Origin of the sequence: Methylobacterium sp. WL119 (genome assembly GCF_008039875.1) — a bacterium.
GTDB lineage: Bacteria > Pseudomonadota > Alphaproteobacteria > Rhizobiales > Beijerinckiaceae > Methylobacterium.
Map to the genome: position 1 here is coordinate 1 of NZ_VRUU01000118.1, position 13,392 is coordinate 13,392.

The 13,392-nt window shown below is 73.5% G+C and carries 15 protein-coding genes; 8 read left to right on the plus strand and 7 right to left on the minus strand.

Annotated features, from left to right (window positions below; translation table 11 throughout):
- The 6 genes from FV227_RS24895 to FV227_RS24920 all read left to right on the plus strand — a co-directional run.
- Positions 1 to 1,001 (plus strand): murein transglycosylase A (locus tag FV227_RS24895; RefSeq protein WP_147860140.1); only part of this gene is annotated, 1,001 nt, incomplete at its 5' end.
- A gap of 190 nt (positions 1,002 to 1,191) precedes the next feature.
- Complete coding sequence (locus tag FV227_RS24900; RefSeq protein WP_147860141.1) at positions 1,192 to 1,890, plus strand: Smr/MutS family protein; 699 nt, start codon at positions 1,192 to 1,194, stop codon at positions 1,888 to 1,890.
- 67 nt (positions 1,891 to 1,957) lie between these two features.
- Positions 1,958 to 2,686, plus strand: coding sequence for a DNA polymerase III subunit epsilon (gene dnaQ, locus FV227_RS24905; protein WP_147860142.1), 729 nt, complete (start codon positions 1,958 to 1,960; stop codon positions 2,684 to 2,686).
- Between the two features lie 105 nt (positions 2,687 to 2,791).
- Positions 2,792 to 3,226, plus strand: coding sequence for a CopG family transcriptional regulator (locus tag FV227_RS24910; RefSeq protein ID WP_147860148.1), 435 nt, complete (start codon positions 2,792 to 2,794; stop codon positions 3,224 to 3,226).
- 72 nt (positions 3,227 to 3,298) lie between these two features.
- Positions 3,299 to 4,636 (plus strand): PHB depolymerase family esterase, encoded by a 1,338-nt coding sequence (locus FV227_RS24915; protein WP_147860143.1) that lies wholly within the window; start codon positions 3,299 to 3,301, stop codon positions 4,634 to 4,636.
- A 202-nt stretch (positions 4,637 to 4,838) separates the two neighbouring features.
- Positions 4,839 to 5,711, plus strand: a complete 873-nt coding sequence (locus tag FV227_RS24920; RefSeq protein ID WP_147860149.1) for a transporter — start codon at positions 4,839 to 4,841, stop codon at positions 5,709 to 5,711.
- 19 nt (positions 5,712 to 5,730) lie between these two features.
- Here FV227_RS24920 and panC read toward each other — a convergent pair whose 3' ends face one another.
- The 6 genes from panC to bla all read right to left on the minus strand — a co-directional run bounded on the left by panC (position 5,731) and on the right by bla (position 9,191).
- The gene (gene panC, locus FV227_RS24925; RefSeq protein WP_147729448.1) at positions 5,731 to 6,588 is read right to left on the minus strand and encodes a pantoate--beta-alanine ligase; all 858 of its coding nucleotides are present in this window, start codon (positions 6,586 to 6,588) and stop codon (positions 5,731 to 5,733) included.
- A 102-nt stretch (positions 6,589 to 6,690) separates the two neighbouring features.
- On the minus strand, positions 6,691 to 7,035 hold the full coding sequence (locus tag FV227_RS24930) for a DUF6883 domain-containing protein (RefSeq protein WP_246686619.1): 345 nt from the start codon (positions 7,033 to 7,035) through the stop codon (positions 6,691 to 6,693).
- Positions 7,032 to 7,283 carry a DUF4926 domain-containing protein gene (locus tag FV227_RS24935; protein ID WP_147860144.1) on the minus strand — a complete coding sequence of 84 codons (252 nt, stop codon included), beginning with the start codon at positions 7,281 to 7,283 and terminating at the stop codon, positions 7,032 to 7,034. The genes FV227_RS24930 and FV227_RS24935 overlap by 4 nt, the downstream gene beginning before the upstream one ends.
- A 106-nt stretch (positions 7,284 to 7,389) precedes the next feature.
- Positions 7,390 to 7,731 carry a hypothetical protein gene (locus tag FV227_RS24940; protein ID WP_246686620.1) on the minus strand — a complete coding sequence of 114 codons (342 nt, stop codon included), beginning with the start codon at positions 7,729 to 7,731 and terminating at the stop codon, positions 7,390 to 7,392.
- A gap of 87 nt (positions 7,732 to 7,818) precedes the next feature.
- On the minus strand, positions 7,819 to 8,310 hold the full coding sequence (locus FV227_RS24945; protein ID WP_147729711.1) for an aminoacyl-tRNA deacylase: 492 nt from the start codon (positions 8,308 to 8,310) through the stop codon (positions 7,819 to 7,821).
- Entirely contained in the window at positions 8,310 to 9,191 is an 882-nt protein-coding gene (bla, locus tag FV227_RS24950) for a class A beta-lactamase (RefSeq protein WP_147729712.1), read from the minus strand. The genes FV227_RS24945 and bla overlap by 1 nt, the downstream gene beginning before the upstream one ends.
- A 174-nt stretch (positions 9,192 to 9,365) precedes the next feature.
- Here bla and mnmE point away from each other — a divergent pair, with 174 nt between their 5' ends.
- Positions 9,366 to 10,670 (plus strand): tRNA uridine-5-carboxymethylaminomethyl(34) synthesis GTPase MnmE, encoded by a 1,305-nt coding sequence (mnmE, locus tag FV227_RS24955; protein WP_147860145.1) that lies wholly within the window; start codon positions 9,366 to 9,368, stop codon positions 10,668 to 10,670.
- A gap of 184 nt (positions 10,671 to 10,854) precedes the next feature.
- Here the strand turns inward: mnmE and FV227_RS29305 are convergent, their stop codons facing one another.
- Positions 10,855 to 11,004, minus strand: a complete 150-nt coding sequence (locus FV227_RS29305) for a hypothetical protein (RefSeq protein WP_187274945.1) — start codon at positions 11,002 to 11,004, stop codon at positions 10,855 to 10,857.
- 360 nt (positions 11,005 to 11,364) lie between these two features.
- Here FV227_RS29305 and mnmG point away from each other — a divergent pair, with 360 nt between their 5' ends.
- The gene (mnmG, locus tag FV227_RS24960; protein ID WP_147860146.1) at positions 11,365 to 13,239 is read left to right on the plus strand and encodes a tRNA uridine-5-carboxymethylaminomethyl(34) synthesis enzyme MnmG; all 1,875 of its coding nucleotides are present in this window, start codon (positions 11,365 to 11,367) and stop codon (positions 13,237 to 13,239) included.
- Positions 13,240 to 13,392: the final 153 nt, after the last annotated feature.

The window sequence follows — 13,392 nt, forward strand, 5'->3', positions numbered from 1 at the left end:
GCCCCGATCCGGCGCAGGCCGCCGGCGTCGCCGGGTCGCCGGCCGACCTCGCCGCCGCCTGCACCGCCGCCGCCGCGCTCGATCGCACCGGGGCCGGCTGGCCCGAGCGGGCGCGGCGGTTCTTCCAGGAGGGGTTCTCGGCCTACCGCGTCGTGCGCCCGGCCGACGGCACCGAGCCCGAGCGGAAGACCGGGTTCCTCACCGGCTACTTCGAGCCGCAGCTCGAGGGATCGCTGGCGCCCGGCCCCGGCTTCGCCGCCGCCGTGCTCGCCCGGCCCGACGATCTCGTGACGCTCGCCCCCGGCGAGACCCGCCCCGGCCTCGATCCGGCGTTGCGCGCCGGGCGCGCGGCGGCGGCCGGGTTCGAGGCCTATCCCGACCGGGCCGCGATCGAGGACGGGGCGATCGCCGGGCGCACCCGCCCGCTGCTGTGGCTGCGCGACGCCGTCGACCTGTTCGTGCTGCAGGTGCAGGGCTCCGGCCGCGTCCGCCTGCCCGACGGGTCGGCGATCCGCGTGCTCTACGACGGCAAGAACGGCCGGCCCTACACCTCGATCGGCAAGCTGCTGGTGGCGGAGGGGCACCTCGCCCTGAACGACCTCAGCCTCGCCCGCTGGACCGCCTGGCTGCGCGCGCACCCGGACCACGCACGCCGGCTGATGCGGCTGAACGCGTCCTACATCTTCTTCCGCACCGAGCCGGTCACCGATCCCGCCCTGGGTCCGCCGGGCGCGGCCGGCGCGCCCCTCAGCCCCGGCCGCAGCCTGGCGGTGGACGGCACCCTCTGGCGCTACGGCCTGCCGTTCTGGCTGGAGGGCAGGCTGCCCGGCCAGCTCGGCAGCGGGCACCTCGTGGTCGCGGCCGATACCGGCTCGGCCATCCTCGGCCCGGCCCGCGGCGACCTCTACGTCGGCACCGGCGCGGCGGCCGGCGTCGCGGCCGGAGACCTGCACACCAAGCCCGGCTTCGTCGTGCTCCTGCCGAAGCCGGCCGCGCCATGAGGGGGTTCTGGTCTCCGACGCCATGGCTCCAATGCCATCGCTTTCCGCGACTCGCTGGAACCGGAACGGACGAACGAATGTCCGCATGTCGGCGTGTGGAAGCCGGAAGGATCCTGGGCGTCACGGCGCGGCTCCCTCTCCCATGGAAGAAGAGACCCGCGCTTCACCTCACGCGATCCGAGCGTCCGGCATGAGGCCGTCGCGCCGGCCGCGGGCGCTGTCCCGCGAGGATGCCCATCTCTGGGGCGAGATCGCCAAGCTGATCACGCCGCTGCGCGCCCGCGCGCCGCTGCGGAAGGCCAAGCCGGCTGCCGACGCCCCAGGGCCCGCGGCGCCGGCCGCGGCGAAGCCGACGCCGAAACCTGCGCCGGCCAAAAGCCCCGCCAAGAAGGCGGTGCCGCTCCCCGAGCCCGTGCCGGCGATGCCGAGCGTCGTGCCCGGCCCGGTCGCCGTCGTCGCGCCGGCGAAGAAGCCCAGGCGCGTGGTCCGGCTCGGCGCGGGGACACCGGCCCCGCCGCCGACGCCGGTGCGGCCGGCCTTCGTCCCGGGCCCCGCCCCGCCCGGGCTGGAGCGGCGCGAGCGCCAGCGGCTCAGCCGCGGCGTGCTGGCGATCGAGGGCCGGATCGACCTGCACGGGCTCTATCAGGCCGAGGCGCACGCGGCCTTGGTCGGCTTCCTGATGCGGGCGCGCGCCGCCGGGCATGCGCGGGTGCTGGTCGTGACCGGCAAGGGCGGCGAGGACGCCTATGCCGAGCGCGGCGTGCTGCGCCGCTCGGTGCCGCACTGGCTGCGCGGCGCGGAGCTGCGCCCGATCGTGCTCGGCTTCGAGGAGGCCGCCCGCCACCACGGCGGCGCCGGCGCGCTCTACGTCCGCCTGCGGCGGCGCTGAAGGCGCGGGTTAACCCGAGCGGGCTAATCGGGTAGGCGACGCGCGGAAGCGTTCGGGACCGGACATCATGCACGACGTCGTACGCGAGATCGTTCTCGACACCGAGACCACCGGCATCGACCCCAAGACCGGCGACCGGCTGATCGAGGTCGGCGCGGTCGAGCTCCTGAACCACATCCCCACGGGCCGGACGTTCCACAAGTACTGCAACCCGCAGCGGGCGGTCTCGGAGGGCGCCTTCAAGGTGCACGGGCTGTCCGACACGTTCCTGTCCGACAAGCCGCTGTTCTCGGAGATCGCCGGCGCGCTGATCGAGTTCTGCGGCGACGCCCGGCTGGTGATCCACAACGCGCCGTTCGACGTCGGCTTCCTCAACATGGAATACGCCCGGCTCGGGGCCAAGGCGCCGCCGCCGATCGTCCTCGAGAGCGTGGTCGACACCCTGCCGATGGCCCGGCGCAAGCACCCCGGCGCGCCGGCCAACCTCGACGCCCTGTGCAGCCGCTACGGCATCGACACCAGCCGCCGCACCAAGCACGGGGCCCTGCTCGACGCGCAGATCCTGGCCGAGGTCTACATCGAGCTGCTCGGCGGCAAGCAGACCAGGTTCGATCTCGGCGCGACCGCGGTCGCCGACGCGGTGGTCGACCGCAGCGCCGAGAGCGTCGTGCGCACGGTCCGCACCGCCCGCGCCCGCCTGACCGACGCCGAGCGCGAGCGCCACGCCGCATTCCGCGCCGGCCTCGGCGCCAGCGCGATCTGGGCCGAGTACATCGGCGAGGACACCGCCGTCTGACGGCAGAGCCGCCCTCACGGGTTGGTGCATCGCATGAAGTCCATATTGCAATGCAATATGGCGCCCCCATATGCCATCCACACGGATGGTGACGGGATGGTCGCGATGATGGATGTGATGGCACGGCCGAAGCCCGCGCGGCCGGCGGCGCGGCAGCCCGAGAGCGAGAAGATCACGATCAACCTCGGGCATGTCGACCTCGGGCACGTCGATCTGCTCGTGGCCGAAGGGGTGTTCTCGAACCGCAGCGACTTCATCCGCACCGCGATCCGCAACCAGATCGAGCGGCATGCCGACGTGACGCGCCAGTCGATGGCGCGGCGTAGCGTCGAGCTCGGCCTGCGCCACATCGACCGCGCCAGCCTCGAGGCGGCCCGGGCCGAGGGACGGATGCTGGACGTCCGCGTGCTCGGCCTCGCCACCATCGCCGACGACGTGACCCCCGACCTCGCCCGTGCGGCGATCGCCTCCCTCGACGTGCTCGGCAGCCTCCAGGCCAGCCCCGCCGTCCGCGCCGCGCTGGCCGACCGGCTGCGCTGAGGCGCTGCCGAGCCTCCGCTCCGAGCCTCCTGCCCCATTCCGATCCGCCCACGGCGATCCCCAGGACTTCCCATGACCGACCATTCCGACTCGATGCGCGACCGCTTCGCCGACATGATGGAGGCGACCCGGCTGACCGGTGCCGGCCGCCTCGCGGAGGCGACCGACCTGATCCAGCGCAGCCTCGGCGGCCACGCGACGCCGCGGGACACGCCGCAGGACACGCCGAAGGCGATCGAGCCGCCGACCCTCGACCTGACCGCCGAGCGCATCGACGACGCCCCGCGATCCGCGCCCCGGGCCGAGGCGAAGGTCGAGGCCGCGCCCAAGCCCGCGGCCGCGCCCAGGCCCGAGGCCGCGCCGAGGAGCGCTTCGCCCCGAGCCGAAACCGCGTCGGCCGGCCCGATCCCGGAGAAGCTGCGTGCCGCGGTCGACGGCGTCGTGCGCGGGCTGGCGCCGGTGCTGAAGGGCCTGAGCGCCAAGGGCTTGAACACCAAAGGCCTCAACACGAAGGGGCTGGCGCCCGGCTTCGGCTTCGCCAAGCCGCCGATGCCGGGCCGCTCGGCCGAGCCCGCCGAGGGCGAGGGATCGCTCGTCACCAAAAGCTTCGCCGGGCCGGCGGGTGCGCGCGAGTATCGCCTGTTCGTCCCGAGCCGGCCGCAGAATCCGGCCGCGCTCGTGGTGATGCTGCACGGCTGCAACCAGACCGCGGACGACTTCGCCGTCGGCACCGGCATGAACCGGCTGGCGGAGCGCGACGGCGTGCTCGTCGCCTACCCGGTCCAGACCGGCCGCGCCAACGCGCAACGCTGCTGGAACTGGTTCGAGCCGCGCGACCAGGGCCGCGAGACCGGCGAGGCCGCGATCATCGCCGGGCTCACCCGCGCGGTGATGGCCGAGCACGCGATCGACCCGGACCGCGTCTTCATCGCCGGGCTCTCGGCCGGCGGGGCGGCGGCGGCCAACATCGCCCGCGCTTTTCCCGATCTCTATGCGGCGGTGGGCGTGCATTCCGGCCTCGCCGCGTCGTGCGCCCGCGACGTCGGCTCGGCGATGATGGCGATGCAGATGGGCGCGGCCGGCCCCGGCGGCACCCGCGTGCCGACGATCGTCTTCCACGGAGAGGACGACACCACGGTGAGCATCCGCAACGCCGACCAGGTGCTGGCACAGGCGGGCGCCGCGGCGCTGACGCCCTCGCGCGAGCAATTCGACGGCGACGGCCATCCCTACACCCGCACCCGCTACGCCGACGCGGCGGGCCGGGTGATGCTGGAGGATTGGCGGGTGCGCGGCGCCGGCCACGCCTGGTCCGGCGGCGACCGGGCCGGCAGCTTCACCGATCCGCACGGGCCCGACGCCTCGCGCGCGATGCTCGACTTCTTCGCCGCGCATCCCAAGGGGGTCTAGAGCATTTTCTTCACGCGAGCCGGGATCCACCTCGCTGGAAAATGCTCGAGCGGCCGGGCGCCGACCCGGCGACGGCGTGGCCCGGTTGCAACGCCGAACCTGCGATCGTGCGGTGCCCGCGATCGGAGGCGGCGGATCGGCCGCGATCCGTGCATGGTCCGTTTGCCGGCGAACCGCGTCGGCGGAGGAGGCTTGCGTGCCGGTGTCGGGTTGGAAGGTGGCGCTCGTGGGCGCAGCGGTGGCGTGCGCCGCGCACGGAGCCGCCCGGGCGGGCTCGGCCGCGCAGCCGGGCCAGACCGTCGGCCTGCCGGCCGGGTTTCCGCTGGCGGAGGGGCTGTACCTCATCGACACGTCGAGCTTCGGCGTGCGCGACACGCGACCCCGCGACTCGGAACTCAACGTCAACCTGCCGTCCATCATCTGGGCGACGCCGTGGCGGGTGCTGGATGCCCGGCTCCAGTTCACGCTGCTGCAGCCGGTGACCGCGACGGCGCCGAACGGCGCGCGCTACCAGAGCGGGTTCGGCCAGACCCTGCTCGCGGCCCAGCTCGCCTGGGATCTCGGCCAGCATGTCGGCGTCAGCTACCTGCTCGGCGCCTACCTGCCGAGCGACACCAAGGTGGTGATCCAGAACCCGGTGCTGCACCAGCGCTTCGCCGCGACCTACAACGGCGACGGCTGGAACCTGACGGCGCATTTCCTCTACGGGATCTTCTTCGACACCACCTCGCCCACCGGCACGTACTACCCGGACTTCCTCAACCTCGACCTGACCGCGACGAAGAAGTTCGGCAAGCTCGAGGTCGGTGCCGTCGCCTTCGGCTCCGCCGACCTGCCGACCGGCCGGGCGAGCTACCAGCGTCAGGGCCAGTTCGCCGTCGGCGCCCTCGTCGGCTACAATTTCGGGCCGGTGAACCTGCAGGCCTACGTCACCCGGGACGTCGCCGAGCGCAATTACGGCGGCTTCGACACCCGCGGCTGGCTGCGGGCGATCGTGCCGTTGGGCAAGCTCGACGATCAGCCGGGCGACAAGACGGACGGGCCGCAGCCCGAGCCGCTGCTCGCTAAGCGCTGAGGCCGGCGCGGCCGGGAGCTCACACCGCGACGTTGTCGATCAGACGGGTCTTGCCGAGATAGGCGGCGGCGAGCACGCGGGCCGGGCCGTCGACGCGGGCGAGCGGGGCCAGCGTCGCCGCATCGCAGACGGCGAGGTACTGCACGGCGAATCCCGCGGCCTCCAGCGCGGCGATCCCGCGCGCGATGGCGGGTGCCGTCTCGCCGCCGTCCCGCGCCTGCGCCGCGATGTTGGACAGGACCGCGTGGAGCTTCGGCGCGGTCGCCCGCTCGGCCGGCGCGAGGTAGCGGTTGCGCGAGGACAGGGCGAGGCCGTCGGCCTCGCGGATCGTCGGCATGCCGTGGATCGCGACATCGAGGTCGAGGTCGGCGACCGCGCGCCGGATCACCTGCAGCTGCTGGAAATCCTTCTCGCCGAACAGGGCGGCATCCGGCCGGACCTGGTTGAGCAGCTTCGTCACCACGGTGGCCACGCCCGAGAAGTGGCCGGGGCGGAAGGCGCCGCACAGCCCCTCGGTGAGGCCGCCCACCTCGATGCGGCTCGAAAACCCCGGCGGGTACATGGCGGCCGCCTCGGGCATCCAGGCCGCGTCCGTCCCGGCCTGCGCCAGCAGGGCGAGGTCGCTCGCGGCGTCGCGCGGATAGCGGGCGAAATCCTCGCTCGGGCCGAACTGGGTCGGGTTGACGAAGACGCTCGCCACCACGCGCTCGCCCAGGGTCCGCGCATGCGCGATCAGCGCGAGGTGGCCGCGATGCAGCGCGCCCATGGTCGGCACCAGCACGACGCGGTCGCCGGCCGCGCGCCACGCGGCGACCGTCTCGCGCAAGCGGGCGAGATCGGCGATGGCCTGCGTCTCGGGGGTGGGATGGGCTAGCATGGCGGGCTCCGGCGGAACAGGCGTGCGATCGGCGCGATCCGCCCGCGGGCAGATCGGCTCGCCCCGCCTCGCCGCGGCTTCTTGCAAGGCCGTCGAGTAATTTCAACCAGCTCGGTGGCGCGGCCCCGGGAATGCCGTGACGAAGGCTGCCACGGCATCCTCGCTCATCTGCCGGACCGTGCGGATTCCGGGATGGCGGCCGTCCGGGGCGTCCAGCGGTCCCTCATAGATCAGGCGTTGCGCGCCGATCGCGTCGCTGAAGCGTTGCGGAGCAGCATGACCCAGCAGGGCGCGGACGAACACGTCGGGCCGGTCGAGGCTGAACCCGAAGTCCAGGAAGAACGCCGCCTTGCCCTGATTGCGCGGATGGGACGGCACCAGAAGATACTTCGTGATCTTGTCGCTGTTCAGGACGAAGTTGCGAACGAACGGCGGTTCGCAGGTCACGCCGCGGGAACGCCGACGTGGCGCAGGTCGGCTGCGAGCATGGTCGCGACGGCGCCGTAGGGCTCGGCGAACTCGACCCCATAGGCGAAGCCGCCGCGAATCACCGAGACGACGGTGCCCCGGCTGCCGGCCGGGATCACGTCCCCGTCGTCCGACGTCGCCGACCGGATCGTCTCGACCGTGTCGAGGTCTCGGAAATCCGTCACCGGCTCGTCGCCGAGCACGAAGAAGAAAGCGCCCAGCGTCATTCGGGCAGGATACGCCGCGCGTGCCGGACCACAAGCCTCGTGCATGCAGGGGGAGGGGGCGGCGACCGCATCGGGTTGGCCGCCGCCGGTCATGCCCCCGTCGCGCTCATCGGCAATACGGCAGCAGGGGCCGGCCGAACGGGTCGTCGACGCCCGGCGGGGGCGTGAGGCCGTAATAGCTCGGCTTCGACAGGCCGTAGGACGAGCCGACGTAGCTCGGATCGTCGGGCGCGTTGGTCGGCACCGGCGCGCGGCGCGGCAGGCAGGCGACCCGGCGCGGGGGCGGGGCGGCGTGAAGCAGGACGCCGTCGCTGCCGTCGCCGCGCGGGAAGTAGCGCGGCGCGCTCACGACGGGGCCGCCATAGGCCGGCCCCGGCTCGGGGGCGAACAGGTCGGCCGCGCTGGCGGGCCCCACGGCGAAGCCGCAGAGGAAGCAGGCCCGGATCATCGCTCTCGCGCGCATGCGCACGTCGTCCCCCGACCCGCGGAAACCGGGCACGCGGTGCCAGTGTCGGCGCAGAGGGTGAACCGATCGTTACCGATCGGCCAACGCGACCAGCCGGGCCTGGAGCACCGTGACGAGGTCGGCGGTCGCAAGCCGCAGCTGCAGGCCGCGCCCGCCGCCGTTGACGTGGATCTCGGTGCGGCCGGCGAGCGATCCCGCATCGATCAGCACCGGCACCCGGCGTTTGGCTCCGAGCGGGCTGATCCCGCCGACGTGGTAGCCGGTGATCCGCTCCGCCTCCGGCGGCTTCAGCATCGACGCCGCCTTGCCGCCCATCGCGGCGGCGACCCGCTTCATCGCCACCTCCCGGTCGGAGGCGACGAGCAGGCAGACCGGCTGGCCGTCGACGGCGGCCATCAGGGTCTTGAGGATGCAGCCCGGCTCGACGCCGAGCGCCTCGGCCGCCTGCAGGCCGATGCGTGGCGCCTCCGGGTCGTAGGCGTAGCCCACCATCGCGTAGGCGATGCCGGCCTTGTCCAGCGCCCGCGAGGCGGGGGTCGCCCGCGGCGTCGCCTTGGCCATTACACCGCCTCCGCCAGGATGCGGCCGATCTCGGCATGGGCGGCGTCCCGCGCGGCCGGCGGCGCCTCCGAGCCGGTCAGGAACACACCCGCGAGGATCGGCGCACGGCCCGGCGGGTGCAGGATCGCCACGACGTTCGATGTCGCGTTGTCGCCGCTGCCGGTCTTGTCGCCGACCGGCCAGGCGGGCGGCAGGCCGGCACGGAGCTTGGCCCCGCCGGTCTCGCAGGCGACCATCCAGGCTTCCAGCCGCGCCCGGTGCGGCGGGGCCAGCGCGTCGCCGAGGAGGCAGCGGTCCAGCGTCCGGGTGATCGCGGCCGGGCTGGTGGTGTCGCGCGGATCGCCGGGCAGGGCGGTGTTGAGGGTCGGCTCGGTTCGGTCGAGGCGGGTGACCGCGTCGCCCTGCCCGCGCAGCCAGGCGGTGAGCGCCGCCGTTCCGCCCAGCGCGTCGAGGAGCAGGTTGGCCGCGGTGTTGTCGCTCCGGACGATCGCCGCCGCGCAGAGCCCATCGACGGTCATCTCCGCACGGCCGCCGCCGGCCCTCTCCAGGGCCGAGCGCGTGACCGGGGCGTAGCTCTGCAGATCGTCCGCCCCGTAGGCGATGCGCCGATCGAGCGTTTCGCGGCCGGCGGCGACGCGGGCCAGGATCGCCGCCGCCGCCAGCACCTTGAAGGTGCTGCACAGCGCGAACGCTTCGTCCGCGCGGTGGCCGAGGAACACGCCCGTCGCGTCGTGGAACGCCACGCCGACCCGACCGCCGAGGCGCACCTCGACCGCCCCGATGCGCCCGGCGGCGGCGCCGAGCCGATCGGCGGCGCGGGCGGAGAGCGCTGGCCCGGCGAGCGCCAGGCCGGCGACGACCGCGCGACGGGTATGGGCCATGGTGTGCTCCCTCCGGACGGGTTTCGCGGCGCCGCGGTTTGCGCAACGTCGTTTGCCGAGGCAAGACCCTTTCGCCGGGATGCGGCCGATCGATGACGGCCGCCCCCGCGCGGATGGGCGGATGCCGGGATGCCCCGGGCCCCCATCAGCGATCCGAGCATGAGCGATCCGACCATGAGCGATCCCCCCACCCTGTTCGCCCCGGCCTCCGGCTTCGGGCGCGCCGCCATCGCGGTGATCCGCGTCAGCGGCCCGGCCGCCGGTGCCGTGCTCACGGCGCTTGCGGGCCCCCTGCCGGCGCCGCGCCGCCTCTCGCTGCGGACGCTGCGCGACCCCGCCGACGGCGCCATCCTCGACCGGGCGCTGATCGCCTGGATGCCGGGGCCGAGCACGGTCACCGGCGAGGACATGGCGGAGCTGCACCTGCATGGCGGCGTCGCGGTGCGGGCCGGCGTGATCCGCGCGCTCACCGCCTTTCCCGGCTGCCGCCCGGCCGAAGCCGGTGCCTTCACCCGGCGGGCCGTGCTCAACGGCCGGATGGACCTGACCGAGGCCGAGGGCATCGCCGACCTGATCGAGGCCGAGACCGAGGCTCAGCGCCGTCAGGCCCTGCGCCAGCTCGACGGCGCCCTCGGCCGGCAGGTCGCGGCCTGGCGCGACGAGGCGATCGATTGCCTGGCCGCCGCCGAGGCGGCGCTGGATTTTTCCGACGAGGGCGACGTCGACGACACGGCCCTGGATCGCGCCCTGTTCGACCGCGCCGCCCGCCTGCGTGCCGCCATCGCCGCGGCGCTCGCCGACGGGCGGCGCGGCGAGCGGGTGCGCGAGGGGTTCTGGGTCGTGCTCGCCGGGCCGCCGAACGCCGGCAAGTCGACGCTGCTCAACGCGTTGAGCCGGCGTGACGCGGCCATCGTCTCGCCGGTGCCGGGCACCACCCGGGACGCGATCGAGGTGCGGCTCGATCTCGGCGGCCTGCCGGTGATGCTGGTCGACACCGCGGGCCTGCGCGAGACGCACGATCCGGTCGAGGCCGAGGGCATCCGGCGCACCCGCCGCCGGATGGCGGAAGCCGACCTCGTCCTGATGCTGGTGCCGCCGGTCCCGAAGGCGACCGAGCCCGCGGCGACCGGCCGGGTGCTGCGCGTGCGGACGAAGGCGGACCTCGCCGACGGGTCCGGCGGCGGCCTCGCCGTGTCGGCGCTGACGGGGCAGGGGATGCCGGCGCTGCTCGAAGCCATCGCCGCGGAGGCCGAGGCCGCGCTCGGCGGCGGCGATGCGCTCATCACCCGCGAGCGCCACCGCGACGCCCTGGAGCGCTGCGTCGCCCATCTCGACCGGCTGCCCGCCGTCGCGGCGATGCCGGAATTGGTGGCCGAGGATCTGCGCCTGGCCGTCCGCGCGCTCGGCGAGGTCGGCGGCCATGTCGGGATCGAGGCGGTGCTCGATCGCCTGTTTTCCGGCTTCTGCATCGGCAAGTAGCGCGGCTTTCCCCCTTCCTTGCGCGGAGCGAGGGGCGGTTCGATGCTGTCGCGCTGAACAGGCTGCGCGCGTCGCACGGGCTGGTCGCCCAAGGCGATGTCGACGGACGACGCCGACGATGTCGACCCTGTCACCGGCTTACGCGAAACACGCCCGATGTTTCACGTGAAAACCCGATCGCGTGTCACGAGCGGGTCAGGAACATCCCGGTGAGCAGGAAGCCGAAGCCGGCGAGGCCGAAGACGCCTTCCTTGCGCTGGCTCGGATCGATGAAGTGGGCGATGGCCCCGCCGGCGCAACAGAGCGCACCCAGGCCGATGGTGATGATGTGCATCGTCTCGATCCTCGTTGGTCGCCCTCGCACGTGCGAGGTCTGCGATGTCACGAAATCCCGGGTGTCCGGGACGGACGCCGTTGTCCGTTCATAACCGTTCACAGATCGTCGATGACACGCGATCGTGAGTCCCGCAAGGGGTTTCATCGCGAGTCGGCATCCAAATTCGCAATGATCGACTGCCGAACGCAGTCGACCATCGTGCGGCAAGGCTCGGGCCGGATGGATCGACTGATCGAATGCAGTATTCGTTGCCGAAGGCGACGGCACCGTGCCTCTGGATGGGGCACGATCGATGCCATCCCCTTCAGCGGATCCCGGGCGATTGACCTTTCCGCAGCGCGGCGGCACATCCCGCGGATGCATGAGACGTCTCCACAAGCCTTCGATGTCCTCGTCGTCGGCGGCGGCCATGCCGGCGTCGAGGCGGCGGCGGCCGCCGCCCGGTGCGGCGCACGCACCGCCCTCGTCACGCACGATCCGGCGACCATCGGCGCGATGTCGTGCAATCCGGCGATCGGCGGCCTCGGCAAGGGCCATCTCGTGCGCGAGGTCGACGCCCTCGACGGCTTGATGGGCCGGGTCGCCGACGCGGCCGGCATCCAGTTCCGGCTGCTCAACCGGCGCAAGGGCCCGGCGGTGCGCGGGCCGCGCACCCAGGCCGACCGCAAGCTCTACGCGGCGGCGATGCAGGCGGCGGTGGCCGAGACCCGGAACCTGACCGTGGTCGCGGGCGCCTGCGAGGATCTGGTGGTGCGGGACGGGCGCGTCGCCGGGATCGTGCTCGGCGATGGGCGGACGCTCCGCTGCGGCGCGGTGGTGCTCACCACCGGCACCTTCCTGCGCGGGTTGATCCATATCGGCCCGGTTCAGATCCCGGCCGGCCGCGTCGGCGAGGCGCCGGCGGTCGGGCTGGCCCGGACCCTCGACCGGCTCGGCTTCCGGCTCGGGCGCCTGAAGACCGGCACCCCGCCGCGCCTCGACGGCCGCACCATCGACTGGTCAAGATTGGAGATGCAGGAGGCCGACGCCGAGCCGGTGCCGTTCTCGACCCTGACCGAGCGGATCACCACCCCGCAGATCCGCTGCGGCATCACCCGGACGACGCAGGCGGTCCACGACCTGATCCGCGAGACCCTGCACCTGTCGCCGATGTATTCCGGCGGCATCAGCAGCCGCGGCCCGCGCTACTGCCCGTCGATCGAGGACAAGGTGGTGCGCTTCGGCGACCGCGAGGGCCACCAGATCTTTCTCGAGCCCGAAGGCCTCGACGACCCGACGATCTACCCGAACGGCATCTCCACCGCGCTGCCGGAGGCGGTGCAGCACCGGCTCGTCGCCCTGATCCCGGGCCTGGAGGCGACGCGGATCCTGCGGCCGGGCTACGCCATCGAGTACGATTACGTCGACCCGCGCGAGCTCAATGCCGGGCTCCAGGCCGAGCGACTGCCGGGCCTGCTGCTCGCCGGGCAGATCAACGGCACCACCGGCTACGAGGAAGCGGCGGGGCAGGGGCTGGTCGCCGGGATCAACGCCGCACGGATCGCCGGCGGCGCGGTGGCGGCGACCTTCGACCGGGCGGAATCCTACCTCGGCGTGATGATCGACGACCTCGTCACCCATGGGGTGAGCGAGCCCTACCGCATGTTCACCTCGCGCTCGGAGTATCGCCTGAGCCTGCGCGTCGACAACGCCGACGAGCGCCTGACCCCGCGCGGGGCCGCGCTCGGCTGCGTCGGGACCCGGCGGGCGGCGCACTTCGCCGCGTCGCAGGCCGAGCTATCGGCGGTGCGCGCCCGCCTCGACGCGCTGACCCTGACGCCGACCCAGGCGCAGGCCCACGGCCTCGCGCTCAACCAGGACGGCATCCGCCGCACCGCCTTCCAAATTCTCTCCTATCCCGATCTGGACTGGGGCCGCTTGGCCTCGGTCTGGCCCGAGCTGAGCGCGGTCTCGCCGCGGATCGCCGAGCGCCTGCGGACGGATGCGACCTACGCGGTCTATCTCGACCGGCAGAATGCCGACATCGCCGCCTTCCGCCGCGACGAGGCGGTGAGCCTGCCGGTTCGGCTGGATTACGGGCGCATCGCTGGGCTCTCCAACGAGATGCGGATCAAGCTCGAGACCGTGCGGCCGGGAACCCTGGGGCAGGCGGCGCGGATCGAGGGCGTCACCCCGGCCGCGCTGACGCTGCTCGCCGCGCATGCGCGGCGTCGCGAGGCGGTGGCATCGTGAGGATGGTCCTAGCCGCAACACGCGTCTTCCCTCCCCCCTCTGCGGGGGAGGGTACCCTGCGGAGCAGGGGGGGAGAGGGGAGCTCCGTTTCCGGAAAAGGTGCTCCCCTCTCCCGACCCTCGCTGACGCGAGGCCCACCCTCCCCCGCAGGGG

Bases quoted from the DNA above. Each gene is read 5' to 3' on its own strand.
- FV227_RS24900 (WP_147860141.1), top strand. From the start codon at position 1,192: ATGAGGCCGTCGCGCCGGCCGCGGGCGCTGTCCCGCGAGGATGCCCAT.
- dnaQ (WP_147860142.1), top strand. From the start codon at position 1,958: ATGCACGACGTCGTACGCGAGATCGTTCTCGACACCGAGACCACCGGC.
- FV227_RS24910 (WP_147860148.1), top strand. From the start codon at position 2,792: ATGATGGATGTGATGGCACGGCCGAAGCCCGCGCGGCCGGCGGCGCGG.
- FV227_RS24915 (WP_147860143.1), top strand. From the start codon at position 3,299: ATGACCGACCATTCCGACTCGATGCGCGACCGCTTCGCCGACATGATG.
- panC (WP_147729448.1), bottom strand. From the start codon at position 6,588: ATGCTAGCCCATCCCACCCCCGAGACGCAGGCCATCGCCGATCTCGCC.
- FV227_RS24935 (WP_147860144.1), bottom strand. From the start codon at position 7,283: ATGACGCTGGGCGCTTTCTTCTTCGTGCTCGGCGACGAGCCGGTGACG.
- FV227_RS24940 (WP_246686620.1), bottom strand. From the start codon at position 7,731: ATGATCCGGGCCTGCTTCCTCTGCGGCTTCGCCGTGGGGCCCGCCAGC.
- FV227_RS24945 (WP_147729711.1), bottom strand. From the start codon at position 8,310: ATGGCCAAGGCGACGCCGCGGGCGACCCCCGCCTCGCGGGCGCTGGAC.
- bla (WP_147729712.1), bottom strand. From the start codon at position 9,191: ATGGCCCATACCCGTCGCGCGGTCGTCGCCGGCCTGGCGCTCGCCGGG.
- mnmE (WP_147860145.1), top strand. From the start codon at position 9,366: ATGAGCGATCCCCCCACCCTGTTCGCCCCGGCCTCCGGCTTCGGGCGC.
- FV227_RS29305 (WP_187274945.1), bottom strand. From the start codon at position 11,004: ATGCACATCATCACCATCGGCCTGGGTGCGCTCTGTTGCGCCGGCGGG.
- mnmG (WP_147860146.1), top strand. From the start codon at position 11,365: ATGCATGAGACGTCTCCACAAGCCTTCGATGTCCTCGTCGTCGGCGGC.